29 protein-coding genes and 2 tRNA genes are annotated in these 26679 nt (G+C 54.7%); 13 read left to right on the forward strand and 18 right to left on the reverse strand.

The genetic code is table 11. The annotated features are described in order from the left end of the window. The first annotated feature begins 236 nt into the window (after positions 1-236). Complete coding sequence (locus AB1598_05320) at positions 237-848, forward strand: TetR/AcrR family transcriptional regulator (protein MEW6144421.1); 612 nt, start codon at positions 237-239, stop codon at positions 846-848. Between the two features lie 75 nt (positions 849-923). Next, the gene (locus AB1598_05325; GenBank protein ID MEW6144422.1) at positions 924-1601 is read left to right on the forward strand and encodes a sigma-70 family RNA polymerase sigma factor; all 678 of its coding nucleotides are present in this window, start codon (positions 924-926) and stop codon (positions 1599-1601) included. Between the two features lie 265 nt (positions 1602-1866). On the opposite strand, the gene AB1598_05330 is transcribed toward AB1598_05325, so the two are convergent. The 3 genes from AB1598_05330 to AB1598_05340 all read right to left on the reverse strand — a co-directional run bounded on the left by AB1598_05330 (position 1867) and on the right by AB1598_05340 (position 3631). Continuing rightward, positions 1867-2265, reverse strand: a complete 399-nt coding sequence (locus AB1598_05330) for a nuclear transport factor 2 family protein (protein ID MEW6144423.1) — start codon at positions 2263-2265, stop codon at positions 1867-1869. Between the two features lie 190 nt (positions 2266-2455). Then, complete coding sequence (locus tag AB1598_05335) at positions 2456-2995, reverse strand: hypothetical protein (GenBank protein MEW6144424.1); 540 nt, start codon at positions 2993-2995, stop codon at positions 2456-2458. 192 nt (positions 2996-3187) lie between these two features. After that, complete coding sequence (locus tag AB1598_05340; protein MEW6144425.1) at positions 3188-3631, reverse strand: OmpA family protein; 444 nt, start codon at positions 3629-3631, stop codon at positions 3188-3190. A 250-nt stretch (positions 3632-3881) separates the two neighbouring features. On the opposite strand from AB1598_05340, the gene AB1598_05345 reads away from it, so the two are divergent. Further along, positions 3882-3955 (forward strand) — tRNA-Arg (locus tag AB1598_05345). Positions 3956-4172: 217 nt separating this feature from the next. Next, positions 4173-4796, forward strand: coding sequence for a hypothetical protein (locus tag AB1598_05350; protein ID MEW6144426.1), 624 nt, complete (start codon positions 4173-4175; stop codon positions 4794-4796). Positions 4797-5070: 274 nt separating this feature from the next. On the opposite strand, the gene AB1598_05355 is transcribed toward AB1598_05350, so the two are convergent. The 10 genes from AB1598_05355 to AB1598_05400 form a co-directional block, all read right to left on the reverse strand. Continuing rightward, positions 5071-5370, reverse strand: coding sequence for a hypothetical protein (locus AB1598_05355; GenBank protein ID MEW6144427.1), 300 nt, complete (start codon positions 5368-5370; stop codon positions 5071-5073). A gap of 33 nt (positions 5371-5403) precedes the next feature. Further along, on the reverse strand, positions 5404-5841 hold the full coding sequence (locus AB1598_05360; GenBank protein ID MEW6144428.1) for an SRPBCC domain-containing protein: 438 nt from the start codon (positions 5839-5841) through the stop codon (positions 5404-5406). A gap of 348 nt (positions 5842-6189) precedes the next feature. Then, a tRNA-Ser gene (locus AB1598_05365) sits at positions 6190-6283 on the reverse strand. A 761-nt stretch (positions 6284-7044) separates the two neighbouring features. Continuing rightward, positions 7045-7467 carry a type II toxin-antitoxin system HicA family toxin gene (locus AB1598_05370; protein ID MEW6144429.1) on the reverse strand — a complete coding sequence of 141 codons (423 nt, stop codon included), beginning with the start codon at positions 7465-7467 and terminating at the stop codon, positions 7045-7047. A 42-nt stretch (positions 7468-7509) separates the two neighbouring features. Next, complete coding sequence (locus tag AB1598_05375; protein MEW6144430.1) at positions 7510-7686, reverse strand: hypothetical protein; 177 nt, start codon at positions 7684-7686, stop codon at positions 7510-7512. Positions 7687-8154: 468 nt separating this feature from the next. After that, positions 8155-8625, reverse strand: a complete 471-nt coding sequence (locus tag AB1598_05380; GenBank protein ID MEW6144431.1) for an isoprenylcysteine carboxylmethyltransferase family protein — start codon at positions 8623-8625, stop codon at positions 8155-8157. Beyond that, on the reverse strand, positions 8609-9202 hold the full coding sequence (locus AB1598_05385; protein ID MEW6144432.1) for a periplasmic heavy metal sensor: 594 nt from the start codon (positions 9200-9202) through the stop codon (positions 8609-8611). The genes AB1598_05380 and AB1598_05385 overlap by 17 nt, the downstream gene beginning before the upstream one ends. Continuing rightward, complete coding sequence (locus tag AB1598_05390) at positions 9195-9629, reverse strand: hypothetical protein (protein ID MEW6144433.1); 435 nt, start codon at positions 9627-9629, stop codon at positions 9195-9197. Before AB1598_05390 ends, AB1598_05385 begins: the two co-directional genes overlap by 8 nt. After that, positions 9622-10233, reverse strand: a complete 612-nt coding sequence (locus AB1598_05395) for a sigma-70 family RNA polymerase sigma factor (GenBank protein ID MEW6144434.1) — start codon at positions 10231-10233, stop codon at positions 9622-9624. Before AB1598_05395 ends, AB1598_05390 begins: the two co-directional genes overlap by 8 nt. Before the next feature lie 94 nt (positions 10234-10327). After that, a complete protein-coding gene (locus AB1598_05400) occupies positions 10328-10744 on the reverse strand; it encodes a periplasmic heavy metal sensor (protein MEW6144435.1) in 417 nt (138 codons plus the stop codon). Between the two features lie 536 nt (positions 10745-11280). Between AB1598_05400 and AB1598_05405 the strand changes: the two genes are divergently transcribed. The 3 genes from AB1598_05405 (at position 11281) to AB1598_05415 (ending at position 13543) form a co-directional block, all read left to right on the forward strand. Beyond that, a complete protein-coding gene (locus tag AB1598_05405) occupies positions 11281-11706 on the forward strand; it encodes a cupin domain-containing protein (GenBank protein ID MEW6144436.1) in 426 nt (141 codons plus the stop codon). A gap of 106 nt (positions 11707-11812) precedes the next feature. Beyond that, positions 11813-12469, forward strand: coding sequence for a glutathione S-transferase family protein (locus tag AB1598_05410; protein MEW6144437.1), 657 nt, complete (start codon positions 11813-11815; stop codon positions 12467-12469). A 591-nt stretch (positions 12470-13060) separates the two neighbouring features. Further along, positions 13061-13543 carry a cupin domain-containing protein gene (locus tag AB1598_05415; GenBank protein MEW6144438.1) on the forward strand — a complete coding sequence of 161 codons (483 nt, stop codon included), beginning with the start codon at positions 13061-13063 and terminating at the stop codon, positions 13541-13543. A 57-nt stretch (positions 13544-13600) separates the two neighbouring features. On the opposite strand, the gene AB1598_05420 is transcribed toward AB1598_05415, so the two are convergent. The 3 genes from AB1598_05420 to AB1598_05430 all read right to left on the reverse strand — a co-directional run bounded on the left by AB1598_05420 (position 13601) and on the right by AB1598_05430 (position 17679). Beyond that, positions 13601-14104: a hypothetical protein gene (locus tag AB1598_05420; protein MEW6144439.1), complete on the reverse strand. Its 504-nt coding sequence runs from the start codon at positions 14102-14104 to the stop codon at positions 13601-13603. Between the two features lie 44 nt (positions 14105-14148). After that, complete coding sequence (gene bamE, locus AB1598_05425) at positions 14149-14568, reverse strand: outer membrane protein assembly factor BamE (protein MEW6144440.1); 420 nt, start codon at positions 14566-14568, stop codon at positions 14149-14151. A 234-nt stretch (positions 14569-14802) separates the two neighbouring features. Next, positions 14803-17679, reverse strand: coding sequence for a PAS domain S-box protein (locus tag AB1598_05430; GenBank protein ID MEW6144441.1), 2877 nt, complete (start codon positions 17677-17679; stop codon positions 14803-14805). A 540-nt stretch (positions 17680-18219) separates the two neighbouring features. On the opposite strand from AB1598_05430, the gene AB1598_05435 reads away from it, so the two are divergent. After that, positions 18220-19008, forward strand: a complete 789-nt coding sequence (locus tag AB1598_05435) for a glycerophosphodiester phosphodiesterase family protein (GenBank protein MEW6144442.1) — start codon at positions 18220-18222, stop codon at positions 19006-19008. A 543-nt stretch (positions 19009-19551) separates the two neighbouring features. Here AB1598_05435 and AB1598_05440 read toward each other — a convergent pair. After that, complete coding sequence (locus tag AB1598_05440) at positions 19552-19992, reverse strand: rhodanese-like domain-containing protein (protein MEW6144443.1); 441 nt, start codon at positions 19990-19992, stop codon at positions 19552-19554. Between the two features lie 158 nt (positions 19993-20150). On the opposite strand from AB1598_05440, the gene AB1598_05445 reads away from it, so the two are divergent. Further along, the gene (locus AB1598_05445) at positions 20151-22379 is read left to right on the forward strand and encodes a GAF domain-containing protein (protein MEW6144444.1); all 2229 of its coding nucleotides are present in this window, start codon (positions 20151-20153) and stop codon (positions 22377-22379) included. Between the two features lie 58 nt (positions 22380-22437). Here the strand turns inward: AB1598_05445 and AB1598_05450 are convergent, their stop codons facing one another. Then, on the reverse strand, positions 22438-22566 hold the full coding sequence (locus tag AB1598_05450; protein MEW6144445.1) for a hypothetical protein: 129 nt from the start codon (positions 22564-22566) through the stop codon (positions 22438-22440). A 240-nt stretch (positions 22567-22806) separates the two neighbouring features. Between AB1598_05450 and AB1598_05455 the strand changes: the two genes are divergently transcribed. The 4 genes from AB1598_05455 (at position 22807) to AB1598_05470 (ending at position 26483) form a co-directional block, all read left to right on the forward strand. Then, positions 22807-23793 (forward strand): hypothetical protein, encoded by a 987-nt coding sequence (locus AB1598_05455; GenBank protein MEW6144446.1) that lies wholly within the window; start codon positions 22807-22809, stop codon positions 23791-23793. Between the two features lie 426 nt (positions 23794-24219). Then, positions 24220-24573: a S24/S26 family peptidase gene (locus AB1598_05460; GenBank protein MEW6144447.1), complete on the forward strand. Its 354-nt coding sequence runs from the start codon at positions 24220-24222 to the stop codon at positions 24571-24573. A gap of 357 nt (positions 24574-24930) precedes the next feature. Then, the gene (locus AB1598_05465; protein ID MEW6144448.1) at positions 24931-25467 is read left to right on the forward strand and encodes a hypothetical protein; all 537 of its coding nucleotides are present in this window, start codon (positions 24931-24933) and stop codon (positions 25465-25467) included. Between the two features lie 485 nt (positions 25468-25952). After that, on the forward strand, positions 25953-26483 hold the full coding sequence (locus AB1598_05470; protein ID MEW6144449.1) for a hypothetical protein: 531 nt from the start codon (positions 25953-25955) through the stop codon (positions 26481-26483). Positions 26484-26679: the final 196 nt, after the last annotated feature.

Consider the following 26679-nt stretch of genomic DNA (forward strand, 5'->3'; position numbering starts at 1 on the left):
TCCCCCTTAATCCCCCTTTTTCAAAGGGGGAAAGTTTTTAGTTCCCTCCTTTGGCAAAGGAGGGATAGGGAGGATTTAGTTTTTCTAGTCCCCCCGAAAAAGCACAGGTTCGGCAACGGTTAGGTCTACCACACCCGCATCGACCCCAAATATTAAAAATCCCTTGACATGGTAAACGCCTATAATATAATTAACAGTGTTAAGTAAAATACCAACGTAAAGGGGATATTCGAATCATGGGAGTAAAAGAAAGGCGGGAGCGGGAAAAGCAGCAGGTGAGACAGGAGATCCTGGACGCGGCGCGGGACCTTTTTATCAAGGAAGGCTACGAGAACGTATCCATGCGCAAGATAGCAGAGAAGATCGAGTACTCGCCCACGACTATCTACATTTATTTCGACGACAAGGCGGACCTTGTCCGAAATCTGTGCGAAGAATCGTTCGTAAAGTTAGTGGAGATGTTCGAGACTCTGGGCGGAGACCTGAGCGACCCTGTCGCGGCATTGAAGAAATGCGGCCGGGCTTATATAGAATTCGGGCTCAGGTACCCGAACGACTACAAGGTGACGTTCATGCTCAGTCTCAGGCCCGACAAGGACCCGGCGGAATACCTGCGCGAGGGCTCTATGGGCATGCGTGCGTACGGGTATCTGAGAAAGATCGTCGAGGAATGCGTCGCGCAGGGGAAGTTCCCGGGCGCTGACGTGGAGACCGCCACACAGACTTTGTGGATGGTCGTTCACGGGGTGACATCGCTCCTCATAACGCACCCGAATTTCCCGTGGACGGATAAGGAGCGGCTGATCGACTTTACGCTCGAGAAGATAACGGACGGCCTGAAAGGCTGAATACGCGGCGCGGCTGAGTATATTCTCCGCCCTGCGTAAAACAATTCATTCCGCGAAAGCGGGGAGGAAACTCTGATGCAGTGTAACGCAAAATTCAATTTCGCATTCATGTGCGGCAGGGAAAACCCGAAGGGGGTCACGGCTCCCGATTATAAAGAGACGCCCGACGCGGAGCTTGCCGCGATATACTCGGAGGAAGGGGACGAGGACGCGTTCTCCGAGATCGTTGACCGCTACGCGGACAGGATCTACAAGACCGCTCTCAGGATATTGCACAACACCTCCGACGCCGAGGACGTCCTCCAGGAGGTGTTCCTTATACTTGCAACCAAGGCGGGCACGTTCAGGGGAGAGTCGAAATTCTCGACGTGGCTCTACATGATAGCCGTAAACGCGAGCTACATGCGCATAAGGGCGGATAAGAAGATACATACGAACGAAGTGAGCCTCGAGGACTATGCGCCTTACGACGAGACGGGCTCGCTCAGGGAAATAGTGGAAAAGGACTTTAGCCGGAGACCGGACGAGGAGCTCCTCGGCAGGGAGGGGTTGGCGATAATAATGAACGCCGTGAACGAGCTCCCGGACCCGTACAGGGTAGTTTTTCACCTTAGCCAGGAAGAGGGGCTCACGGCGGTCGAGACGGCGGAGGCCCTCGGAATATCCTTGAGCTCCGCCAAATCCAGGATACACAGAGCGAGGCTCTTCCTCAGAGACAGGCTCGCGGATTATTTTTACGAAATGGGGAGATGAGCCGGGTCTCGCAGCTGAGGGCCCTCTTGAGCATTGAAGGGGCATGGTGTGCGTGCGCATCCGTCCTTCGATCCTTCGGCAAGCTCAGGACAGGCTCGCAGATCAATATTGTCTTGGCTCTATTGGTTAGCGAATGCTGGGTAGCAACAGAGGAATCGTATGTGAGCGCAGATTCTGCGCCTCAGGACGAACGGCTAAGTGTTTATGAGCGGTCTAAGCGGAGGAGATTTGCTTCTGTCTTATGCCGTCGGGGAAAACCGCGCACCTAGTCGGCGACCGCGTCCCGGAATTGCGCCGTGTCCGTGTACTGCTGAAACTCGGTCACACGCCCGCCACGCAGTTTGTAGAAATGCGCGAACTGCGCCCGCACTTCTTTCCCGCTCTTACGGTGCGTGCCGGTATAGTAGCCTTCCGCGACAACCGCGTTTCCAGCATCGTGCACTGCTTCCGGCGAAACGGTGAAATCTTCCCAGTCTTCGGCTATCCGCTTGAAGCCTTCGAGCACCGCCTGCGGACCGACTTTGGGCTTCGCGCCGGTGTAGATAAAGTTCTCCGCCATACGCCACTCCACTTGCGGGTCGAGCGCGGCCATGACGGACGAGTAATCCCCGTTATTGAATGCCTCATATATGTTGTGGATAACACGGACGTTCTCTTTGGACATGATAACCTCCGTTGAAGATATTAAGATTGAGGGCCTGCACGCAACGGTTTACATGCTTGAATACGTTGCAGCGGCTAATAGCTGTTTTACCTCACATTACTTTTGGATGCAATTTGTATTCGGCTGGATGCAATGTTTAGCCGGCGAGAAACTCCCCCGCGTTGGTTCTTGTTCATGCTTCAAATTGCGTTCAGTAATTAAATGCGACGACTTTTTTGCATTCGCCGGAGCCCTCTTCATAGGTCCCGAGTAAGCTCCCGTGAAGAGCGAGGCTTTGACCGAGATAATTGTTCGCCATCGTCACGCGGCGGACGCTTTGATCGATCAATTCCTGTATATCGTTCCCCTTCCGCTCGTATTTGCCGAGGTACGTCCCGACTGCAATCCGTACGAGGTCGGCGCCTTGTCTGTAGGAATCCACCGATTTGAGGAATACGTCGTGAGCTTCGCGCATGCTCGCTGGGACGTCCGTGGATTCAAGCTCATTCTTCATCTCGTCGAGAGACGCGATGACAGCTATGCTTGCCGGAAAGATATCTTCATAATTTTCGGAAAGCAGAATTTCGCCGAACTTGTCGGTTATCTTTCTCAGGTAGATATAACCATTGATAATTTCACAGCGATACTGCTGGACGATAAACGAGTGTTCTCCCGGTCCGGGCTCGGGGCTATGGACCGCCGCGGGGAAAAGCGTGACTGCGAATAAGATGCTTATTAATGTTTTCGTCATTTCAATCCACTCAATATATGCCGTATTCCCCGTTGCGGTATTACTATTGACAGCTATTTTACAAGCAATTTCTATGCCACTGCGAACGCTAATAAAAACGGTAAGTCACATATGCATCCGATTTCGAATGTCAGATGTTAAGACAGAAAACAATTGCTTTAGCTTAAGACATTCCGTTCATATCGACCTGAGTCAGAGGAGTCCGGGTTCAAATTGCGGGGACGGTTTCAGCTCCACTTTGCTGTCGAGATGCAACCGGACCTCCGACACGTCCGGGGGAATATTTTCTCCACCGCTCTCGCCCTCGCACTCCGCGCTCAATCTTATCCTTTGAGGATTTATTCCCTGTCTGATCAGGAAGCCTCTCGCGGCTTCCGCCCTTTTCTGTCCCAGATCGTGATTCGAACTGTATTCGTTGCTGTTGCAGTAACCCACTATCTCGACGTCGATGCCGGGGTTCATTGCAAGGGTCTCTGAGTTCTCCCCGAGCGCGGGCTTGGCGTCTTCTCTTAGGATGAATTGACCCTGGTCAAAAAATATATCTCTCGGAGGCAATTCCGGCTGCTGCTGTGCACGGGACTGTGGAGTAAAAACCAGAACCGGTACAATGGACGAAAGACCTGATATCGTTCTCATTGCATTCACCCCATTATTTCAATTACTGCCCACTCTTTATAATTATAGATACTTTTAGACCTTCGAGGGATTCTTTTGTTATTTATATTAAAAGATGATTTCGGGAGACGGGCCGGGCTATTCTACCGGGCCCGGGTGACATGGATTGTGTACACCCTTTGATCCTTTGGCCGAGCGGGCAATAAGTGCCCGTCCCGCTATTGATGAACACGGCAATTTCGGTAAACTAATCTACTCTTTGAACAAATACGCGCCCGTAGCTCAATTGGATAGAGCGTTGGACTACGGATCCAAAGGCTGGGGGTTCAACTCCCTCCGGGCGCGCTCTTCATTCCCGAAGCACTGTTACAATATAGCCATTTCCCAGCAGTGACCAATTCCTCTCTCGCTCGGAATTGTCCCTCCGGGCGCGCTCTTCATTCCCGAAGCACTGTTACTATGCAGCCGTTTTCCATCTACGACCGGTTCCCCTTATTCATCGGAACTGTCCCTCCGGGCGCACGTGAAATTCCCGGAAACTCGTATATGATATTTTCCCGCTATGGAAAAACTCGAAGAGATGCTCGACAGGGAAGTCGGGGAATACCTGGAGAGGGTGGAAAGGATGGACGAGGTTAAGGCGCTCCTCTCGGGGGAGATATCTCGCGAGGACTACGTCAGGTTCCTCAAGACCTTCTACGTTATCGAGTACATAAGCCGGGAGGCGGTGCTGAGGGCAGCAAAAAATACGGAAGAAACTAACCCGTACCTCGCATCGAGGTTCCTCGTATGCGCGCGGGGAGAGGCGGGGCACGCGGAGATCGCGCTCGAGGACCTGGCGGGAATGGGAATCAATGGAGTGGACATGTCGACATCGCCCGCCGCGCTGGAATATGACGAATTCCTCCAGCACGAGGCCGGGAAATTCCCGCTCGGCGTGCTGGGGCATTCATACTTATTCGAGAACGCGTCCGGGATAATGTTCCCCAAACACAAAAAACTGCCTTATCCGTCCAGGTTCATCGAGGTTCACGCGAAGGAAGATCCCGGCCACTCGGTCGCGATAAAGAAGACCGTGAGGAAGATAGAGCCCGAGCTCACGGGTAAACAGAAGGAAAAGATCGTGAGGTTCGCGAGGGAGAGCGGTGATTACCTGCTCAGGGTTTTCGGGAGTATAGGGGGATGAGCTACTTCTGGCTCTTTGTGATATGGTCAACATTCCACCCCCATCCTGACCTTGATTTGGTTTAGCAGCATTGAGCCCGAAGTTGATTGGCTGCAACGCCTTTGTTGCAGATCCGACCGGTTCTTGTTATTTTGACTTCTGGAACAATGGAGCGATGAGTGAATAAGATTCGTGCACTCAACCAACAGAGACCAATTCCTCACTTGTTCGGAATTGTTGCTCGGAACCGTCCCTCAAGGGGGAAGGAATTACAGAACAAAGAGTGATTCGGATTTCACCTTCGCTCGGGGGCGTTCTGCCGGGTAACTATACCTGCGGCGATGCAGTGCTTGCAGAATACGTCCACGCGGGACATGCACGTGCATTTCCACCCGAGTCTCTGACCCGACAAGAACAGTGTAACCGTCCTCTTCACCCCGCCGGGCGGCGTCACCTCCGCCACCACCTTCACGGGCCCGAATTCGACGAGCTCGACGCCTCCGCTCTCCGCGATTTCCTGACCCAGGCGGAAGTTGGAGCTCGACGAGAGTTTCAGGAGGGAATCTTCATCGGTCAGATCGGCGACTGAAGGCATTGCAGCGCTCCATAATCAACACTATGGATTAGTTTACTGTTCAGCCATCTCTTTTATCTTGGGCAGCACCATATCCCACCCGGCCTCGGCGCTCATGAAACGGTTCTCGCCGTCGGCCATCCCCGCGAAATCCCCCTGCGTTACGGATAGGGTAGTGGAGCCGTTGCCGGGCGTGAGCACTATCGTCACGGTCGAGTAGTTGGCGGGTATGTCGTCCAGGCCCGCGTTCGGGTCGAAGACCGTGAACTCGAACAGCCACTCCTTCTCGAGCCTGACGAGATTGCCCTTTACGTAAACGATCCCGTCGGCGGCCCCCTTCCAGATCAGGGGGCTCCCCGGTGTCCAGTCGGAGATGACCTCGCATCCGAACATGTACTTCTTCGTATGCTCGGGGTCGGTGAGGACCTCCCAGACCCTCGACGCCGGGGCTTTGATTTCGAGTGACCTTTTTACGATGAGCTCGTACGCCATGAGCGTGTCCCGCGGCAGAGCGAATTGCCTGTATGAAAGTTATACACTCCGGGGGAGGAAGAGGCAACAGGAATCTGCGGGGGGACTACAGTTTGCAATGATTTCAGATTATCTGTCATTGCGAGGAGCGACTTGTCCGGCGTAGCCTATGGCGAAGCCGGAAGCGACGCGGCAATCTCATGATTAAAGGCAGATCGCCACGGTCGATTCTTTCCCTCGCGATCGCAGACAGATCATATGCCCTTCGACAAGCTCAGGGCGAACGGGCAGCGAGTTGTCCCGGACATACGGGAGTATTGTGAGTGATGAGTATATGGTCAGAATCGTATATGAACACACATTGTGTGCTGGCGGAGAGGGAGGGATTTGAACCCTCGAAGGGGGTTTAAGCCCCCTTACTCGCTTAGCAGGCGAGCGCCTTCGACCTCTCGGCCACCTCTCCGTACGGGTCTCTAAACAGGTAATTCCGCAGCTTTATTGAGAACATATAAAGTAACCAAAGGGGGTGGTAGTGTCAACGAAAGGGGAGGGGGGGTGGCCTGATGTGTCATCGCGAGGGAGAGAATCGGCCGTGGCGATCTGTTATTACTATTGTTGAGAAGATATGGATTCCCGATTTGTTTTGGCTTGTGCTGCAAGATATTGGGAGAATGAAGTATATTTGCAATCAGCCCGGGGCGACCGATTGCAGATTTGTATTGATATGCATCTTGTCAAGTATAATAACGCATTAGTAATAAGCCGGCGGCGACCAGTTTGTTTTGGCTTCAATAGAGCATCTCAACCTATAACCGTCCATGTATTCAGCCGGAAGAGACCGGATTCTCACTCGCTCGAATCCATTGCTTGCTCGGAACTGTTGCATGCAATCGTTACTCGAGAATGACAGAAAGGAAAAAGACGAGATTGCCACGCTGCGCTCGCAAAGACAAACAAAAATAGGCCCTGAGACAAGCCCCCCATCACGAACGGGTTGGACTTCTCTGCCAGTTAGCCGCTGATGTCACATGAGAATCATCTATAAGCACACATTGTGTGCAAAAAAGGGAGCGCCAGGGATCGAGTTCTTCGCAGAATCAATACCTGGCGCTCTAAGGGGGGGGTATGGGGTTATGTCGTTATTAGTGCCGTATCGCCTGTTTCTCCAGTCAGGGTCTTACGGCCCTGATGTCGGCAGCCCGTAAAGAAGTCAAGCTGCCGACATCAGGAGGCTTGCCTGATCTCAAAAAAGGCCGATGTGCTCCCCGGTTCCGAAACCAGAACACCGTCCTGCTTGAGCCCTTCGAGGTGGAGGCGTACCGAGTCGAGCATGAGCTCCTTCGTCTCCTCAAGCGTATCTCCGACGGCGACGCAGCCGGGGAGGTCCGGACAGTAAGCCGAATAACAGTCGTTCGACTGCTCGATGGTGATCTCATAATGTTCCTTATGTATTACTTCCTGCGAATCGAAGCAGTGCTTGAGAGAGTAATAAAGCGCGCCTTCCGGGAGCTCCTTGTCCATCTTGCAGTTGATGGTGAGCCTCGACTTCTTGCTCCTGAGCTTGAACTGACGATGACTTCCGCAAATCCTCACGAGATACCATCCGTTGTTCTCCACCAGAAACTTTATCACCTCTCTCACTTTCATGATCTCCATCCTCTCACAGGGTATTTTTTGAAGCGATTTCTGCTATCCGTCCTTCCTGTACATCAGCACGTTTTCGAACTCCTTGCCCGTCATGTGGTTGTCGAGGTACTCGGCGATTGCGTCCTCGATGATCCTGGACTGGCTTTTTCTGGAGACGAAGGAGAAGAGCCTCAGCTTCTCGTAAAGGAGAGCCGGGATGTAGAGGGAGCCTCTGTGCATCTTCTCTGGATTTGCCCGCTGCTGAATGGTTGCCGCCGTCATGGTCTCATTATTACATCATTACGTAATGATGTCAATATGGTATTTTGTTAAGCTGAAAAAATATTTCGAGGCCCGGATGATATCGTGTGATCGCAGCAGGTTAGGACGGGCGAGGAGGGCATGGCAGGACGCGCCGAGGGGCTGATTTCGGGGGACATTCGGGACGGGAATTGGGGGAGCGCGCTGGCGTTTGTTTGATGCACACGCAATGGCTCAATATTATCGCGGCTGGCCTGTCCCGGGCTTGACCCGGGAACTTGCTCCTACGGGGTTCACGACTAATTTTGTAGGAGCGGCTTCCAGCCGCGACTCCTTAATTTCCTTACCTCTTCGTGGGGGAGGGAGCTAAAAATAAGAGCGAACGGGATTAATTGGTCAGGCAGAGGAGTTGTTGGAAGGTATGTACCACGAGCGCAGGTTCTGCGCCTACAGCCACCTTCGGACGCGGCTCTTGTATTCCGTATACTGCGCGCCGAACTTTTCTTCGAGGTACAGCTCCTCCCTCTCGATGACTCCCTTCCTCATGACCGTGATGAACAGAGGTATAAGTATCATTATCCACAGGTTATTGAGGAGTATGGATATCGCGATGAGAAAAATTACGAGCGACACGTACATCGGGTTCCGCGTGAAGGAGTATATACCGCCCGTAACGATTGCTGTCACGGGCTTCCTCACGTCGACGTTCGTGCCCGCGCGCTTCATCATGAAGAACGCGGATGACGTTATGATTACGGAGAGTACTAAGAGAGCTGCGCCTGTTATGTATCTCGCGTTCCCTTCGATGAACCGGAGCGGGTATATGAGGCCCGCGGCCGTGCCCGCAGCGATGATTATGAGCACGATGAGCGGTGGCGGCGCGATCACGCGGGGGTGGTCGTCATAGGGGCTCGTCATGCGGCTCTCCTCCGGGCCCGTCGGGCGGCTCTTCCCAGTCAGGAGGGGGCGGAGGAGGAGGGGGTCCGTCGAACCTCTCCATATGGAATTTTTCGCCGTGGACGTCGTTCTTGCCTCCGTGGAACCCTTCCATGAAGAACCGCGGGAAAGGCGGTCCGGGTCCGCGCCTGATTATGTCGGCTATGGCCTTCCTCTCCTCCCGGGTCAGGTCGGACGCTATCTTCTTCGTCTCGTCGGCGATCTCGTCCGTGAGCTCGCCCATGAGCGCGTGGAGCTCGGTGACCTTCCTGTCGAAGAGCGCGGGGTCGAACTCGGGGGCGGAGAATACGTCAATGACCTCGTCCCTTTTTTTCTTTATCTTCTTCCTCGTTTCGAGCGACTCTTTTCTCAGGTCTTTTATCGTTTCCATGACCTTCTCGCGTTTTTCGGGCGGAAGCTCCTTCATGAAATGGAACGCTCGCTTGCCTTTCTCCATGTGCCAGAAGAACGTATGCGAGAGAGTCCCTATGAGTATGCCGATAAGCAGCACGTTAAGTAACACCGACAAAGCGAGGAATATTTTCAGCCCCTTACTCATAGTATTCCTCCCCGTAGTAGAGCATCTCGGAGTAAAGCGAATTGTCCGTATCCTGCTCCGCGTAGTTGGCGTAGAGGTAACCGGCCGCCATACCGATAATCAGAAGGAGCGGGAGCGCGATCGCGGGCCGGGGGAAGGGTATTGCGGAGAATATCGCGCCGAGGATTCCGAAGACGGAATTCCCCGCAGGTTCGGGCCTCTTTCTTTCGACTGCCGCGCTTATGATCCTCGCTTCGAGTCCGGGCGAGGGCTCTTCGAACCCCCTATCCATGAGGGATTCCTCGAAGCGCCTCTCCTCTTCGAGCGCTTCTCTCAGCTCCGCGGAGCCTGCGCATGCCTTCCCGGCTTCTTCCCTGATTTCCCCGGGCCATCTGCCGATGTCCCCTCCGTATAATTCCAGATAACGCATGAATTCTTTCCTATCCATCCTTGTTCTCCTCCCTCCTGTTATCTCCTGCGAGCCTCTGCCTGAGAGACGCTTTCGCGCGCATGAGGAGCGACTCGAGCGCCTTCACGCTCACTCCCATTATCTCGGCAGCCTCCCTGTTGCTCACCCCCTCGTAGAAACAGAGCGCGAGGGCGGTCTGCTGCGATTCGGGAAGCTCGCCTATGCACGCGTCTATGTCGTCCTTTCTCCTTTTCATTTCGATCGCCTCTTCCGCCCCGCGCCCCTCGTCCGGAGGGTCGAACCCGTCTTCGAGCGGGAGCGGCTTCTGCTTCCTCTTACGGTCTATGCACGCGTTCGCCACTACTCTGTAGAACCACGTCGTGAACTTCGTCTGCCTCTCGCCGTCCCATTTCCCCGGGTTCGTCCACAGCGTGAGGAACGCCTCCTGCACTGTGTCCTCGGCCTCTTCCCTGCTCGAAAGCATACTGTAGGCCAGGCTGTAGAACTTCTTCGTGTGACGCATTACGAGCATCGAGAACGCATCCCTGTCCCCGTTCCTTATCCGCCCCATGAGCTCTTCGTCTGTGAACCCCTCGGTCTCTATGGCCATTTTCCCGATCGGAAGAGTGACGGTCGTATCCATCTGGTCCCTTAAAATATTAAAACCTGCGCGGGCGGAATAGTAAAGCTTCTACCCCGCCCGCCGGTCTGAGAGGATGATTATGTGCCTTGCGCCTTTATTTCTTCCAATGGTGGCGTCCGCCGGGGCCTAGCTCCGCAAGTATCTCCCTTTCGTCCTGCGTGAGCTGGGGGGCGAGCTCCGCTATCGCGTTCGAGAAAGACGTGAAGCCCTGGGCCATGAGCGTCTGGAGCTTCTCGGAGTTCTCCTTGAAAGCCTCCGCGTCGAACTCCTCGGCCGTGAGTATCTCTTTCAGCTTGTCGTGTGTCGCCTCTATCTCGTCCCTGAGCCCTTCGTTCTCTTCCTTTACCGCGCTGAGGGTGCTGATGATGAGCTGCTGCTTGTCTTGGGGGAGCTTCGAGAAGGCCTCGAGCCTTTCTATCCCGAAGGGTCCGCCGTGGGGCATGGCGATCGCTGCGGCCGCCCCCGTCATAAACAGCCCTAGTACTGCCGTAAGTACCAAATTCCTTTTCATTTATTTACTACCTCCTGTGTGATTTTCGGGTTCAAGCATGCTTCGTATGTATATACGCGCGAGAGGGGGTAAACCCTTCGGCGGGGGATTTGTTGTGGGGCGACAGGCCGTGCTCCCGGCAATGACAACTATTTGTAGGAGCGGCTTCCAGCCGCGATTCCTTGATTTCCTTCCCCCTTGAGGGATGGTTCTGAGCCTGCGTAAGAACCGGACGCCATGGGCGGAATGCAATGAAGCAAATGTTCCTGGGATATTAATTGGTTAACCCAAAATATTAAGGATCTCATCTTTTCCATGAGATTGCCGCGCTACGCTACCGGCTTCGCCAAAATGGCTACGCCGGGATAAATCGCTTCGCTCGCAATGACATTAGGGTGATGAGATCGCCGCGGCCGCGGGTTAATAAAATAAATCCCGTTGACTTGACCTGACTCCGAACATATATTTCGGGAAAGAGCGAAGGGGTTATTCCGTATTACGTCCTAAGGCAAGATAAATTCCATATAAGCGGGCGGAAGTCCGCTGAGGAGAGAAGCATGAAACCAGTCGTTGAATCGAACAAGCTCGCGCGCGCCGAAGTATGGGGCGAAGACGACCCTGCAGTCCACTGGGCGGGCGCATTCGCCGTCTATGGAGGGCACGGCACGACGCAGTCATCGACGATAGTGTACGAGATCGAGCCGGGCCACAGGCTCGGATGGCATACGGACGCTACGGAAGAGACCCAGTACATAATCGCCGGAAGCGGCAAGCTCTTTCTGGAGGACGGCTCCACATACCCGGTGGGTCCGGGCAGCGTCTTCGTTCTCCCTACGGGCGTAAAGCACGACCTCGCCAACGCAGGCAAGGAAACGCTCCGGGCGGTGGCTTTCTTCGCGGCCGCTATGTTCACGCAGAACTTCGACAACGTGATGATGCCGCCCAAGTCCCACATACTCGGCACGCCTAACCGCAACGGCTGATTGTACATAGCGCGTCTCCTGCCGTTGCCGTGAGCTGAAAGGGCCTCCCGGATTGCCGTGTCCTGCTCGGTAGGATAATATTTTTCCGGCTTCGGGAGAGACGACAATGCCAAAACCGCTGCTGGTAATCGGGAACAAGAACTATTCGAGCTGGTCGATGAGGCCATGGCTCGCGCTCAAGCATCTCGGGATCGAATTCGACGAGGTGCGGATACCGCTATACATCGAGGGCTCGAGGGAGAAGATTCTCAAGTATTCACCCGCGGGGAAGGTGCCCGTCTATATCGAGGACGGTCTCACTGTCTGGGATTCGCTCTCCATACTCGAATATCTTGCCGAAAAGCATCCCTCGCTCTGGCCTGCGGACGCGAAAGCCAGGGCGCTCGCGCGCTCCATATGCGCCGAGATGCACTCCGGGTTCGCGGCATTGAGAAATACGCTCCCCATGAACGCGAGGGCAGGGGACAGGTGGGTGGAGCTCGGAGGGGACGCCGTAGGAGACGTCGAGAGGATACTCGAGATATGGGAGACCTGCAGGAGCGTATATGGAAAAGGCGGTCCCTGGCTCTTCGGACACTTCACGGCGGCTGACGCGATGTACGCCCCTGTCGCGCTCAGGTTCGATACCTACGGCATAGAGGCGGGCGGACATTCGAGGAGCTACATCGAGACCGTGCTTACGGACGGGCACGTCCGCGAATGGATCCGCGCCGCCGTGGATGAGGAAGAGGTCATAGAAATGTTCGAGAAGGGAGTTGTCTGACGCCGCCTGAGGGGGAAATTTTTTTCTGTATGCAAAGACAGGGACTGGAGCAATGAGTTCACACGGCATAGGCTGAAGGAATAATAATTTCCTCCTTAGAAAAGGGGAACAATTCTGAGCGAGTGAGGAATTGGTCGGTGTTGGCTAAAAGCGAATAAGCATCTTCGCCAAAGTGACCCACTCGGTTGAACCAAAACAGGGGGATTTAAAAATGAGATGCTGAATAGATCCTGAAACAAGTTCAGGACATGGTTCAGGATGACGGATAAAAAAATAAACTGCGGGCAAACCCTCTCGCCTCCTTTAGAGGGAGAGGGAGTTTGAAGATAAGACAGACTGGCGCCGCGCCGCACTTTATTCCGCGCGAGTAATCCCCTATACTAATGGGACGAACTGAAATCGCGAGACGGCCTGTACTGAACCATGTCCCGGACTCCGATCCGGGATTGTTTCAGGATCGTGGTCGCGGCAATTTTCACGAGATTGCCGCGCCCCCTACGCTAATCCCCCGACGGCTCAAAGCCTTTGGGCGACGTGCCGAGCTTCGGGGGCTCGCAATGACAGGAAAAAAAGACATCGACGGAGGCTCCCATGGGCGCACGCAAGCAAACGTATTTACTGAAGGCCGGGGAAATTAAAAAGATGCAGAAGAAGTTCTCTCACCCCTGGAACCCTAAATCGGAGCTGATCGGCGCGAGGCTCGCCGCGAAGACCGGGCTCAAGAGGACGGGCGTCAACATCGCAACGATACCGCCCGGCAAGGAGTCGTTCGTCTACCACTCGCACCAGTTCGAGGAGGAGTGGATCTACATACTGTCAGGCAGCGGCGTCGCCGAGATAAACGGGAAGGAGTACAAGGTGGGGCCCGGGGACTTCATGGGGTTCCCCACGCCCGGGGTCGCGCACAACATGCGGAACGACGGGAAGGCCGACCTCGTCTACCTCGTCGGGGGGGAGAGCAGCGAGCACGAGATGATCGAGTACCCGAAGCTCGGAAGGAAGCTCATAAGGACCGAGGAAAAGGTCGAGGTGCTCAAGGTCTCCGACCTCAAGGACTTCAAGTTCTGGGAGTGAGTGGGGACTCTTCGCAGCCAGCGATGATTCGCCGTGCGGATGGATCAGGCGTCCGCCTCAGATTTCTTCTTTCTGAATGAAGATTCCTTTGTCCACTTTCGCGAAGAAATCTTGATAGAATTTCTCCTCTTCAATTTGGGCGACTTCTATAACCTCTCCCTTATTATTAAGAGCTTTTGCTTGAAAGTTGACGCGGACTTTTACCTTATCGCCGAATCCACTGACATTCGCGGTGGATTCAATGATCATGTTTTTCTTCCATCTGGCGTTGGCGCCGAAAGCCAAAACTGAGAAGAAAGCTTCCCAGCCGCTTTCTATATCGACCTCCTTGCTTGCACTTATAATCCCGAGATCGACTTCCGCATCTTTGATTATGTATCCATCGTCCTGCAGGACATTGGCGACGGCTTTCATCACCATTAACGGGTCTTTTACTTCATACGTCCGCGTCTGATACTCGCGTATTTGAAGCTGCGTTTTCTCCGGTTCAACATTTGTGGCGGGAGCGCAGGAAAGCATAAATGCGAACAAAAGCGATAGCAGTGCCAATGTGTATTTCATAATATCCCCCTTTTTACTGACAAAATTCAAAATACTAAAACTATTTAAAACTTACTCGCGTGATAAGAGAACGATTCGACCAGACCTTTGCTGTCATATTTGATAATGACAGTTAGTGTCTTCTGTGTAGAGCTAACGGCTCCCGCTTCCCTGCCGTATCCGCCGAAGAGGTTTATTATCAGCCCTGTTCCTCCAGCGTCCTTCGAATAAGACACCTCGGATGCTATCTTGTCGTACACCCACGTCTCCTTTCCCGCGCTGTCTTTCGTTACTATATTTGGAGAGCCCAGTGCCTGGGCTACGTCAGCCCCTGACATTCCGACGCGAATTTCCCTCTGCACGACACCAACTGTCATCTCCTGTTCCTGCGTCGAGGGCAGGCTTGCCTGATGCTCAGCCGCAGTCATGCACCCAACAATTGTCGGAATCAGAAATAAAGACAATAATGATATTTTCTTTGCCATTTGCATATCCTCATACTGGTAGGTTTTAGCCGCCGGAAAAATATTAAATGTAATCGTGAATTCTTTTATAGATATAAAGTATATTAAGCAATAATGACAGTAATCTGTCCGCTGATTGAATGCAAGTATTGAATCGGAATAAGTCTAAAGTATTAAAAATTTATGAATCTTAAGACTTTAGGCTCGTCGGTTAGCGAGGAAGAAATCTGGATTCTGTAGAATTAAGCCCGCGAGCTACTGCACGGGATGGTGCGGCACGCCTGACAGGATTTCGTTGACCCGGTCTTTGAACTTCTCTATCTTGAAAGGCTTGATGAGATAGGGGTTGCCGACCCTGTCGAGGAATTCAGCCGTCTTCCGGCTCGGGTCGCCGGTTATGAATATTACCCTGCCGGTCAGCTCCGGATAGGATTTCCGGAGCTCTTCGAAAAACTCGACCCCGTTCATGTCGGGCATCCTGATGTCGCAGACGATGAGATCATAAGAGCCGAGGTCGCGGCCCCGTATGGCCTCTTTCCCGTTAGATGCAATTTCGACGGCGTGACCCAGCTCTTCGAGGACCGTTTTCAGGAGGCTTATCACGACCACTTCGTCTTCCACTATGAGGACCCGAATTTTTCTCAGCTCCTTCAAATCGTTCCGGGCCTCGTATTTTTCGGCGTCCGGGGCGCCCGCTCCGGGCGTAAGCAGAGGCAGCTCGACTACGAATGTAGCTCCTTCCCCTCCGCCCTCGCGTATGTATATGTCTCCCCCGTGCTCCTTTACTATGCCGTAACTCACCGACAGGCCGAGCCCCGTTCCCTCCCCCGGCTCCTTTGTCGTGAAGAACGGGTCGAACACCTTTCCCCTGATTTCATCCGGGATGCCCGGCCCGTCGTCGGAGACGGTTATCTCGATAGCGCCGCCGCTCCCGAGCCCGGACGTTATCTCTATCCTCCCGCTCCCGCGCGCGCCGACGATCGCCTGCTCGGCGTTGAGAAGCAGGTTCATGAGCACCTGCTGTATCTGGTTGGGGTCCACCATAGTCTTGGGCAGCCCGGGGTCGAGCTTCTTTACGATCTCGACGTTCCCCAGCCTGTACTGGTATTCCCTGAATTCGAGCGCCTGCTCGATGAGACCGTTTATGTCCTCGTAGCTCCTGACGGGCAGGGATTTTCTCGAGAACGAGAGCAGCTTGTCGATGATCCTCACGACACGCTGCGCGGAGTTGTAGATGACCTCAAGCGCGTGCCGCTCCTGCTCGTCATGGCCGTCTTTCTCAAGCAGCCTCCGCGAATACCCGACTATCGGCGTAAGCGGATTATTTATCTCGTGCGCGATGCTCGAGATCAGCCTCCCTATGGAAGCCATCTTCTCCGACTGGATCAACTGCTCCTGCGCGATCTCTATCTCCCTCATCATTTTCGCCTTCGCGACGGCGACCGCTATCTGGTCGCCGAGCGTCGTCAGGAACCTTATTTCCTTTTCCGTGAATTTGCGCTCCTTTACGCTGAAAAACCAGAGGACGCCTATTACTTTCTCTTTAATGAATATCGGAATGCCCAATGCGCTGTGTTCGCCGAGCTCCCTTCCCGCGGGACCCATTGTCATGTCATTCTGAGCGTTTTCGATGTTGATCATCGAAGCGGTCTCGATCACCCTCCAGGTGTTTCCTTTCGGATGGGGTATCCTGCCCGCCTTCCGCACATACGTCTCAGGCACGTTCCTCTCTGCCTGGAGCACCGCTTCCTTTTTCTCTTCGTCCACGAGGTATATCATAGCCATGTCCACGATTTCCGTACCGACTACCATGTCGAGCGCGACTTTGTATACTTCGTCGAGGTCGAGGAACCTGTGGACGGCCTGCATGAGATTGTTGAGCACTGACAATTCCGCTTCCGTCTGCATCCTTTCGGTTATGTCGACGACGGTCGCAAGCACGTAAGGCTCGTTCCCTTCGAGGCCTTTTATCAGCGATACGTTCAAAAGTCCGTGCACTATCTGCCCGTTTTTATGGAAGTACCTCTTTTCCATCTGGTAATCCCCGATCCTGCCTTCATTCAGCTCACGGAAAAGGGCCCAGTCCTTGGAAGCGTCTTCAGGGTGAGTGAATTCGGTAAACACCATCGATTTTATTTCTTCTTCCGAGTAGCCGAGCATATTGCCGAGCGCCGGGTTGATCGTTTTGGGGCGGCCGTCCGGATCAACGAGCGCTATTCCTATTGCGGCTCTATCGAATATCGCGCGGAAGAGCGCTTCGCTCCGGGCGAGAGCGGTTTGTGCTTCTCTCCGATCGGTAATGTCCCTCGTAATTACCACTCCCACTATCTCGCCGTTCTTTTTCCGGACCGGGTTCCCGGTGCACTCGAACCAGTGGTAGCGGCCGCTCTTGTCACGCGCCCTGTACGTCGCCTCGCCCGAGGACATGCTCATGATCGCTCTCCCGAACTCCGACATCACGCGGGGGAGATCGTCGGGATGGATCAGGTCGAAGGCGGACGTGCCCAGAAGCTCCTGCTGCTCGAAGCCCAGTATCTGACTGCAGACGGGGTTCACGTAGAGGACCTTGCCGGCGGTGCTGACCTCGTAGATGAGGTCCCGGCTGTTCTCGACGAGAGCGCGGTATTTCGCCTCGCTCTCGATGACCGATTCTTCCGCTTTCCTGATCCCGGAGATGTCCCGGAATACTAGGACCGCGCCCGAGCACCTGTTCCTGTCGTCGAATATCGGCGAGCAGTTTCCGGAAATGAACCGTTTGGTCCCGTCGCTCGAGATCAGAACCGCGTCGCCGTCGAGGTCTGCCGCTTCCCCCGTTTCGATGGCCTTCAAGGCCGGGTTATCATACGTCTGGCCGGTTTTATCGTTTACGAGTCTCAGTACCTCGTCCGAAGACGCCCCGCGGGCTTTCTGGATGCTCCACCCGGTGAGCCTCTCGGCTACGGGGTTGAAGAGGAGTATGTCCCGCTCTTTGTCGACGATGATGATGCCGTCGCCGATGCTGTGGAACGCGACCGACAGCTTGGATATGTTCTTGTCGAGCTCCTTGATTTTATTCTTGCATTTCGTCAGATCGATGAGCAGATCGATATTTTCATTAATCAGCTCTTGTCTGCTTTTCTCATCGTAGTTCATTAATAGTCGTTACCTCGCCCGGCCCCCTGCCGTATGTATAAATTTTAATGCCGATTTCGGATAAAGTGGTTACGTGGGCTATGAGCCGGGATATTTAATAATCTGCGGCCTTATCCTCTTAAAATATTTATTTTTTTTGTGTTGCCATGGTTCCGTATGTTGAGTAAAGGATAAGGGCGGATTAAAGCTCGGTTAATGAATCACTCAACTGCAGGAGCGGCTTTCCTGAATCAAGCTTCCGTCTTCGCCAAAGTTTACACCGGACAAGCAGGACAGGCGAAGGGAATTAAAGGATTAATAGCGAAAGTGTAACTTTTCCCCCTTTGAAAAAGGGGGATTTAAAATAAGAAAAGAAAAATCTTCCCTAACCCTCCTTTTCCAAAGGAGGGAATGTAAGGAAAAGATAGATTTCTCCTCTTGGCGAAGAGCCCACATTCGCCCTGTTCAGCTTACAGCGAGCGCTTCGGCCTTCCTTTACTAACCCCGCGGTCTTTTATATCATTCCCCTGTGTCTCACGTAAAAAAAGACGGGGTAAGCGTGTGAGGGTCCTGAAAATCCTAGCCGCGCTCGTAGCGCTCAATATAGCGCTCCAGCTCGTCTTCGCTTCCCTCACGGAGAGGGGAGAGGTTTACCCGGTATCGCACAGGGGAGCGGCGGGGCTCGCCCCCGAGAATACGCTCGCGGCGGTGAAGGCTGGCGTGAATTCAGGCGCGCCTTATATAGAGATCGACGTCCGCCTCACTTCGGACGGCGTGCCCGTGCTCATGCACGACGGCACGCTCGACAGGACTACGGACGGCGCGGGACGGGTGAATGAGCGGACGCGGGAGTACGTGAGGAATCTCGACGCGGGGAGTCATTTCTCTCCCAAATTCAATGGAGAGCCCGTCCCGGACCTGGGCGCGGTACTCGAATACATGAAAGGTACGCGGTCAACTCTCGTGATAGAAGTGAAGAGTCCCGGAGATTATCCCGATATCGGGAATGTGCTTGCTGACTATCTCAATAAATACGGTATGGAGAAAAGGGTGGTCGTCATATCGTTCGACCCCGGCTGGATCGGGGAATTCCGCAAGCTCGCGCCGGGAGTCCCTCTCGGAGCGCTGTACGTCTATCCCTTCTCCATCCCGCCCGCCAGCGAGGTGAAGTACGTGAGCGTCTTCTGGCCGGCGTATGCGCTCGACCCTTCTCTCGCGTGGAGGCTCAGGCGCGGGGGATACGCGGTCTGGGCGTGGAACGTGGGCAATTACTACGTCGCAAGGTTCCTCGCGTGGAAGGGTGTGGAGGGGATAGTCCTCGACAGGCCGGGGATGATGAGGGGGGATTGAAAGAAAAGTACGGATAAACTAAATCCTCCCTAACCCTCCTTTTTCTAAGGAGGGAATTACAGACTTAGAAGCGAAAGTATAACAATTTCCCCCTTTGTAAAGGGGGATTCAGGTGGATTTTTCATCATCCGCCATACGACACATCCGCAGAGTATAGCCTCCCCGGATCTGTCGGATTGTCGGATTCCTTAAACTTGCCTGTGTAGGAGCGGCTTCCAGCCGCGACCATCCTGTGTATCGCGCCAAGATGGCGCTCCTACAGTTTGAAATGACTGGATTCCCGATAAGGGCATCCGGGAATGACAAATGAAAAGGAAAAGGCTGTATGCTTTCTTCTTTTCCTTGATGAAAAGAAGCAAAAATCATCCGACAGAACATAATTTGCTAAAAATATCATATTAAGGCTAAAATCGTTCAATTCCGCCCACACCCCTGAACGATTTTCACGCCTTAATAATCTATTTTCTATACGCAAATTATGTAATGTCGGGAAAGAAAAAAGAAGAGATCATCGAGGCTGGAAGCCGCTCCTACGATAATTAATCACTTCGTCACGGGATACCCCGCGTCCTGCCAGCCGACGATGCCGTCCTGCATCCAGTAGATATCGGTGAACCCCATCTCCTCCATCACCTCGACCGCGGTCTCGCTCCTCCGCCCGGTGCGGCAGTGGACGAGGTAAGTCTTCGACCTGTCGAGCTTGCCGACCTCGTCACTGAACGATTCCGATTTCACGTCGATGTTCCGGGCGCCCTCGATGTGCCCGCCGGAGAATTCCTCGGCCGTCCTCACGTCGAGAATTATAAAGCCGGGCTTACCTTTATTCTCATCGATTATCACTTTCGCCTCTTCGGATTCGATTACCTTTACGGGTTTCTGCCCGCTTTCACCTGAGCCTTGCTCGTCCGCGCGCGAGTACGGCCCGTGCTCAGCGGCCAGTGTAACCAACATAACGAAGATTAAATATGCTATTCGCCTTTTCATTTTGTCCCCCTGCGGTGTTTCCGTCAGAACCGATTGATTCCAATATTAAGTCTAGCACACGGATACACGGTTTCACCCGCTTTGAAGCCGGCCGCGGCTGTCACTTGCGCAACCAATTCATCAGTAGATATAATTAGCGCTATCGGGACGACTCAGGAATGGAAATAAAACAGTCTTTAAGACTGCCCAGACGAATAGCAGACAATCTAAGGGTATTGATAAAGGTCGTAGAAGCGGTGCACAGCTCGTCCGACCTGAAGGACATATACGACAAGGCGTTCGACCTCGTCATGGAGCTCGAGAAGGTGGACATGGCGGCCGTATACCTCGTCGACGAGGGCTCGAACTCGGCGGTCCTTAAGGGGCACAGGAATTTCCCTCCGGAGTACGTGGAGAAGGCGTCCGTCATACCCTGTCCGGTCGGGATCACGTGGAAGGTTATTAACTCCTCAAGGATTCTCAACATAGACGACATACACAAGGTGAAGGATATAGGCCCTGCCGGCAAGAGTGCCGGGTTCCACGGCATTCTCGGCGTGCCCATACTCCTCGAAGGCAGGGCCATAGGCGTCATCTGGTTCGCAAGGTACGAGGAAGAGAGGTTCACGCGGAGCGAGGTCGAGCTGCTCACGACGATAGGGAACCAGATCGGCTTCGCCATCGCGAGGGCCAAGCAGACTCTCGAGCTCGAGGAGAGGAACGAGAACCTGTCCGTGCTGAGCGTGATAGGGGAGAAGGTGCACGGCTCGGCCGACCTCAAGCTCATACTCGAGACGTTCCTCGACATGATCGGCGGGGTGAAGATGGTGGACATCATGTGCATATACCTCGTCGAGGAAAACGGCGGCTCGCGCGAGGCCGTACTCCGCATTCACCGCGGGCTTCCCGACGAATATATGAAGAAGGCGGGGAGGATCCCTTATCCCAGGGGCGTGACTTGGAAGGTCATAAACTCGGGCGAGCCCGTTTATTTCAGGAGGCTCCCCGGAGAGCCGTGCCCGCTCGGGCCCGCCGGTCAGGCGGTTTCGCCGGGGGTCGTGCTGTCGCTGCCTCTCAAGCACAGGGGGCAGACCATAGGGGTCATCCATTTCACCAGGAAAGAAAAGGGGCAGTTCGAAAAGCACGAGCTCGACATACTGTATTCCCTCGGCAACCAGATAGGCACGGCCGTCTCCAAGGCTAAGATGTTCGAAGAGGCCGGGGAGCGCACGAAGGAGCTCGAAAGGCTCTACCACGACCTCAAATTGACGCAGGACCAGTTGATACAGACCGAGAAGCTTGCCTCGCTCGGGCAGCTCGTCTCGAGCATAGCGCACGAGATAAACAACCCCCTCACGCCTATACTGGGGTATTCGCAGATGCTCCTCGCTTCGCCCGATACCGACGAGGAAAAGAGGCAGAGGTTCATAGAGGTCATACATAATTCGGCGGACAAGGTGAGGAAGATAGTCGAGAACCTCCTGTCCTTCGCCCGGAAAGACAAGCCGAGAAGGGAGTACGTGGACATAAACGAGATATTGAGGAGCGCGGTCGAGTTCAGGCAGTACCAGCTCGAGCTCGAGAACATCGGCGTCGTCATGGACCTCGACAGCGAGCTGCCGAAGACCATGGCCGATTCGACTCAGATCGACCAGGTGTTCACGAACCTCATACTGAACGCCTGCCACGCCATAAGCGGCTCCTCCATTAACGGGGGCACGATCACGATAAAGACGAGAAAGGGGATGAGGGGCGATATCGAAGCCGTCATCTCGGACACGGGGCCCGGCATACATGAAGACGTCGTGCGCAGGATATTCGACCCGTTCTTCACTACGAAGCCCCCCGGCGTAGGGACCGGACTCGGCCTCTCGGTCTCGTACGGGATAATGAAGGAGCACGACGGCGAGATCTCCGTCGAGAGCGAGCCCGGCAGGGGAGCGTCTTTCACCGTGAGGCTCCCCGTGCGCGACTACAGGGACTATCTCCTCACTGAGGAGGAGCCCGAGGCGGCGGAGGAAAAAGAGCCACGGCCCGAGAGGAGAGGGCGGACCGTGCTCGTGGTCGACGACGAGGAGCTCGTCACGAGCCTGATAGGCGGCATCCTAGAGGGCGAGGGGTATGACGCCGACTTCGTTTCCAACGGGGAAGATGCGCTCTCGATGATAAGGGATGGGGCGTACAGCGTCATCATCTGCGACATAAAGATGCCCAACATGAACGGCATGGAGTTTTACAGGCGGGTGAGGGAGACGGACCCGGCACTTGCCGGAAAGATGCTGTTCATGACGGGGGATCCGAGCACCGAGACACTCGATTTCATAATCGGCACCGGCAACAGATACCTGTCGAAGCCGTTCAAGATAGAAGATTTCAAAGAGGCAATGAGAGAGGTCGAGGCTACGTGAGGGAGTAGAGCTTGCGAGGTTCTATGCATGTTGGGGAAAGGCAAAAACTAAATCCACCCTAACCCTCCTTTACAAAGGAGGGAATTAAAAATAACATGCAGAATATATATTTCTTGACTTTGCCGAGAAATGACACCTCTTTTTCGTCATGCTGAACTTGTTTCAGCATCTCATCTTTATCAGCCATTGACTGTCCTTCGACCCTTCGACTTCGCTCAGGACAGGCTCGCAGATCGGTATTGTCCTTACTCCGTTATTCGGCGAAAGCCGAGGAGTGACGGAGCAATTATATATGAGCGCAGATTCTGCGCCTCAGGACGAATGGTGTGGGTTGATGTGATGAGTGTCTGCGTACGCTTTAAATACCGCCATAAACCGCCTAACGGAAGTATAATTGTATGGTTATGAAATACCGAAGGGAGCCTCAATGAAAAACGTTCTCCGCTTCGCGGCGGCTCTCATATTGTTAACGCTTCCGCTCCGGGCGGGTTTTGCCGGAGACTACTCGGTCGAGACCATTGCGAGCGGCGTACTGGGCAGGGAGCCCGGGGTGAAGAACGCCGTCATAAGGTCGGGCGGCGAGTTTGCTGAGGCCGGGGAAGCGCTCGGCATAAAGAGCCCGCTCCCTCCCGTGGATTTCACGAAAAACGCGATCCTCCTGATAGCACCCGGCTATGGGACCGGCGGGATCATAGAGGTTTCGGGCGTGAGCCCCGCCGCGGGCGGCGCGCTCGAGGTCAGGTACAGGATGAGGGCCGAAGGGCCCGCGCCGGCTTCCCCGGGCAAGGCATCCTACCCCTATCTCATGGCGAAGCTGAGCCCTGCCCCGGCTTCAGACGCCCCGGTGAGGTTCATAGACGAGGACTACGTGAACGCGATCTCGTCCGGCACGGGGCTCGGGCAGTTCAGGGAATACACGAACGTGCTCTCGGGCGGGGAGAACGCGCGCATCGCGGAATACCTTCCGCTCGACAAGGGGAACACGTGGACCTACAAGGCGGAAACGAAAAAGGGCCCGTCCGAGGTCACGAACTCGGTCGTTTCGGAGTCGGACGGCTGGTCCGTCTTCGACTCGTTCTTCGGAGTCCCTGGAGTCGGCATGAAGATATCCCGGGGCGGCGAAATATTAATCTCGTCGAAAGGCGGCGTGGGGACGTTCTACGGCCCGGACGTCGTAACGGAATTTCCCGAAGAGCCCGTCACGACCCCTGCGGGCGTGTTCAGTGGAGTGATGGTCGTGACAATGCCCGGGGGAGGGGACTTCTGGTTCAGGGACGTCTACGCGAGGGGGGTCGGACTCATATCGCACGAGCAGAATTCACGGAAGGGACGCGCCGCGTATACGCTCGTCGGCGCGCGCGTCGGAGGGGCCGAGTATCCTTCCTCCCGGAATAGCAGCAGCGGAAAAAACTAAGCGCCCCTTGCACGCACCATATCCTCGGGTCGTTTCCGCCTCCCGATTTTTCAATTTTCTCTTCTCCGGAAAAATTTTTTTCCAGGGACATTATCCCGGCGTTCCGGCACGTTACGCTCCGTTTCTACATAGATACCCTAAATAAAATACAGGCATTACCCGATTGAAATGGCCCCTCCGTTTTCGGATAATTGATTCCCGGATACATATCGACCGCGATTTCGAGAGGGGGACTCTCAGGTTCAGGCGGCAGCAATCACACACCCGCGAAGTATTCGAGTGCGGGTCCCGCAGCGCGGCTCTGGTGCGTACGCGCGGGGAAGGTGCGAGAAACTATTCCGCCCGGACGTCCGGACACATATTCGGAAGCCGGCCCTCGGACGGAAACACGGTCGACGGCCATGACCGCAGGAAGGGAGAGGCTTTTTGACGGAGCTTGCGAAATTCGATCCCGCTCTGGCGATCGAGATACCGAAGGAGCTGTTTGAAGAAGGTTTCATAGTGTTCCGGAACAGGGGGGATTCGATGGAGAAGCTCATCATGGACGGGGCGAGCGTGGTCATAGACATATCGTCGAGGGAGATAATATCGGGCTCGATCTACGCCCTCAGCATACCGAAGGAGGGCTGCATTTTGAGGGAGTGCCATGCGGGTCCGGTGGGGTTACTCCTGAGGCCTTACAACAGGAACTATACGCCCACATTGCTCGGCTGGGGCGAGTTCGACCCTGAGATGGTCGTGGGCAGGGTGTTCTGCAGCGTGATAAACGTGTTCAGGTAGGGGGGCGGGGGGTGCGGGAGGCGGCGTCAGCGCGATTGGGAAGACTCGCGGCATTATGCAGCGATATTAATGAAGCTTTAACATTGCGGATACAAACTATTTTTTGCATGGCGGAGTAATGAAAGACGAGCATGCGGACAGTTGCGGATACGGGAAGCGGGGATATTATATGTATATGCACTGTTTTAAGGACGGGCTGCTGTTCCAGCTTCGCCTCACGCGGACAGGCCGTGCGCCCTATGGAGGATGTCCGCGTGAAGCGGGGCGCTTGCGGCGCATCCGGGCGGCCGGTCCGCGTCAGGCGTTAAGGCAGCCCGCGCCGTATTTCAGCTATCACGGATTGAAGGGAGGATCGAGATGGATCTCATATATGCTGTTTCTGAATTTTCTGACGCCGGGGGAGACTTCAGGGGGGCCTACTGGGGCATGTCGAAGGACGAGGTCAAACGCTCGGAGGGTCTCGTCCCCCTGAGCGAGGGGGAGGGCTACATCACCTACGGGGAGCGGGTAATGGGACTCGACTCCGTGGTGGGCTATCATTTCCGGGACGGCGCGCTGGTCGAGGCGGGATATGCGTTCAGGGAGCCGCTCGGCGGCGGGCGCGTATACATACGCGAATACTCGAAGGTGAAGGGCATGCTCACGGGCTCTTACGGGGAGCCCGCCCTCGACGAGGGAGAGTACAGGGAATGCGGGGATTTTTGCGTGAGATGCTCCGGCGGGGAGTGCAGTGATGCGCGCCCGCTCATATATCTGAGCGAATGGATGACCGGCCGCTCTGTCATAAGGCTAGTCCTCATGGACGGGGAGAGCGGCTACGACTTCGGGCTGCTGCACAGGTCGAGGGAGCACGAGAGGACGTTGAGTTGCCGCGAACATATGGACATGAAGTAATTCCTTAGGCATGAGCAGGAACAACCCGTTCGTGCTGAGCTTGTCGAAGTATGGACGGGTTGGGCTATGGTTGTTGGGAGGGCGGAGGAGGTACAAAAGAGGCGGAGGAGGTACAAAAAAATAGTAGAAACACACTGTGTGTGGATTTCCGAGAAATGCATCCGGGAATGACAAAAATATTCGTAATTAAGGTACACCCCCACCCTTAACCCTGTTTTGTTTTAGGCAACATTGAGCTGGAAGTTAATGTGCCTCTGTGTCGCTGTTCCAGGGCGACTGATTGCACGCTCGCTTGCAATCATCCCTCCAATAGAGGGGGAGGGAAATAAATTTGAAAGACTGGATAGCCATGCGGTGTTTAGCCCCAGTAACGGCGAAGTAGTACAGCTCCTCCCTATGTAAAAACCATTTCCATTTCCGCCGCCCTTATTTTATAGTTCTTGTATAAGAATATTCCAACTTTTCATTCATACCCGGAGGCCGTCGTGACAAGAGCGTCGATCGCTGTTCTGTTGCTTGCGTTTCTATTCATATCCGCGGAGGGAGCGCGTGCCGCCCAGAAGCCTCCTGACGTCTTCGGCTGGGACAAGCTCAAATGGGGCATGACCGGGGACGAGATAAAGGCCGCATACGGGAAGGAGATAAAGGTGCACAAGGCGAGGGAGGACGCGAGCGAAGGCGTCTTCAGCAACCTCGAGCTCACTGGAATCTCGATCGGCGGCGAGCCCTTCAGGGCGAGCCTCTGGATGGGCACCGGCACGAAGAAGCTCTCGAAGATAGTGTTCGTCCCCAGGGGCGAGCCCGAGGGATACGCCTGGGCCGGGACTTTCATAAAGGTCGAGGAGTATCTCGTCTCAATGTACGGCGACCCGGATCAGGAAGAGACGTCAAACGACCCCGGCACGTCAGCCGAGCGCAAATGGGCGTTCCCTTCTACGACGATCGAGCTCTCGTACCTGCGAATCGAAGGCACGGAGCTCCTGCTGCTAGTGTTCTCGGAGATCCCGAAGTCATAGAAATAGGGGGGTTATCTTTCCGGCTGTCGGCGGCCATGGAAATCTCACCCCTTCCTGTCTTTGCGAGCCGCAGGCGAAGCAATCTCATGATAAAAGCGAGATCGCCACGACCACTTCGTGGTCTCGCGAAGACGGAAAAAGGCTGTCTTTGCGAGTCCTTCGATGTACTCAAGACAGGCTCCGCGTGGCAATCTCA

The organism is Thermodesulfobacteriota bacterium (assembly GCA_040754335.1).
Classification (GTDB): domain Bacteria; phylum Desulfobacterota_D; class UBA1144; order Nemesobacterales; family UBA2774; genus 2-12-FULL-53-21.

What these genes read in the sequence shown, in the direction of transcription:
- AB1598_05445 (MEW6144444.1), top strand. Translation starts at nt 20,151, where the DNA reads ATGGAAATAAAACAGTCTTTAAGACTGCCCAGACGAATAGCAGACAAT.
- AB1598_05375 (MEW6144430.1), bottom strand. Translation starts at nt 7,686, where the DNA reads ATGCACAGAGGCTCCCTCTACATCCCGGCTCTCCTTTACGAGAAGCTG.
- AB1598_05380 (MEW6144431.1), bottom strand. Translation starts at nt 8,625, where the DNA reads ATGACGAGCCCCTATGACGACCACCCCCGCGTGATCGCGCCGCCACCG.
- AB1598_05410 (MEW6144437.1), top strand. Translation starts at nt 11,813, where the DNA reads ATGCCAAAACCGCTGCTGGTAATCGGGAACAAGAACTATTCGAGCTGG.
- bamE (MEW6144440.1), bottom strand. Translation starts at nt 14,568, where the DNA reads ATGGCAAAGAAAATATCATTATTGTCTTTATTTCTGATTCCGACAATT.
- AB1598_05465 (MEW6144448.1), top strand. Translation starts at nt 24,931, where the DNA reads ATGGATCTCATATATGCTGTTTCTGAATTTTCTGACGCCGGGGGAGAC.
- AB1598_05450 (MEW6144445.1), bottom strand. Translation starts at nt 22,566, where the DNA reads ATGGCTGATAAAGATGAGATGCTGAAACAAGTTCAGCATGACGAAAAA.
- AB1598_05370 (MEW6144429.1), bottom strand. Translation starts at nt 7,467, where the DNA reads ATGAAAGTGAGAGAGGTGATAAAGTTTCTGGTGGAGAACAACGGATGG.
- AB1598_05430 (MEW6144441.1), bottom strand. Translation starts at nt 17,679, where the DNA reads ATGAACTACGATGAGAAAAGCAGACAAGAGCTGATTAATGAAAATATC.
- AB1598_05455 (MEW6144446.1), top strand. Translation starts at nt 22,807, where the DNA reads ATGAAAAACGTTCTCCGCTTCGCGGCGGCTCTCATATTGTTAACGCTT.
- AB1598_05325 (MEW6144422.1), top strand. Translation starts at nt 924, where the DNA reads ATGCAGTGTAACGCAAAATTCAATTTCGCATTCATGTGCGGCAGGGAA.
- AB1598_05400 (MEW6144435.1), bottom strand. Translation starts at nt 10,744, where the DNA reads ATGAAAAGGAATTTGGTACTTACGGCAGTACTAGGGCTGTTTATGACG.
- AB1598_05330 (MEW6144423.1), bottom strand. Translation starts at nt 2,265, where the DNA reads ATGTCCAAAGAGAACGTCCGTGTTATCCACAACATATATGAGGCATTC.
- AB1598_05340 (MEW6144425.1), bottom strand. Translation starts at nt 3,631, where the DNA reads ATGAGAACGATATCAGGTCTTTCGTCCATTGTACCGGTTCTGGTTTTT.
- AB1598_05320 (MEW6144421.1), top strand. Translation starts at nt 237, where the DNA reads ATGGGAGTAAAAGAAAGGCGGGAGCGGGAAAAGCAGCAGGTGAGACAG.
- AB1598_05350 (MEW6144426.1), top strand. Translation starts at nt 4,173, where the DNA reads ATGGAAAAACTCGAAGAGATGCTCGACAGGGAAGTCGGGGAATACCTG.
- AB1598_05360 (MEW6144428.1), bottom strand. Translation starts at nt 5,841, where the DNA reads ATGGCGTACGAGCTCATCGTAAAAAGGTCACTCGAAATCAAAGCCCCG.
- AB1598_05440 (MEW6144443.1), bottom strand. Translation starts at nt 19,992, where the DNA reads ATGAAAAGGCGAATAGCATATTTAATCTTCGTTATGTTGGTTACACTG.
- AB1598_05390 (MEW6144433.1), bottom strand. Translation starts at nt 9,629, where the DNA reads ATGGATAGGAAAGAATTCATGCGTTATCTGGAATTATACGGAGGGGAC.
- AB1598_05420 (MEW6144439.1), bottom strand. Translation starts at nt 14,104, where the DNA reads ATGAAATACACATTGGCACTGCTATCGCTTTTGTTCGCATTTATGCTT.
- AB1598_05355 (MEW6144427.1), bottom strand. Translation starts at nt 5,370, where the DNA reads ATGCCTTCAGTCGCCGATCTGACCGATGAAGATTCCCTCCTGAAACTC.
- AB1598_05405 (MEW6144436.1), top strand. Translation starts at nt 11,281, where the DNA reads ATGAAACCAGTCGTTGAATCGAACAAGCTCGCGCGCGCCGAAGTATGG.
- AB1598_05335 (MEW6144424.1), bottom strand. Translation starts at nt 2,995, where the DNA reads ATGACGAAAACATTAATAAGCATCTTATTCGCAGTCACGCTTTTCCCC.
- AB1598_05385 (MEW6144432.1), bottom strand. Translation starts at nt 9,202, where the DNA reads ATGAGTAAGGGGCTGAAAATATTCCTCGCTTTGTCGGTGTTACTTAAC.
- AB1598_05395 (MEW6144434.1), bottom strand. Translation starts at nt 10,233, where the DNA reads ATGGATACGACCGTCACTCTTCCGATCGGGAAAATGGCCATAGAGACC.
- AB1598_05415 (MEW6144438.1), top strand. Translation starts at nt 13,061, where the DNA reads ATGGGCGCACGCAAGCAAACGTATTTACTGAAGGCCGGGGAAATTAAA.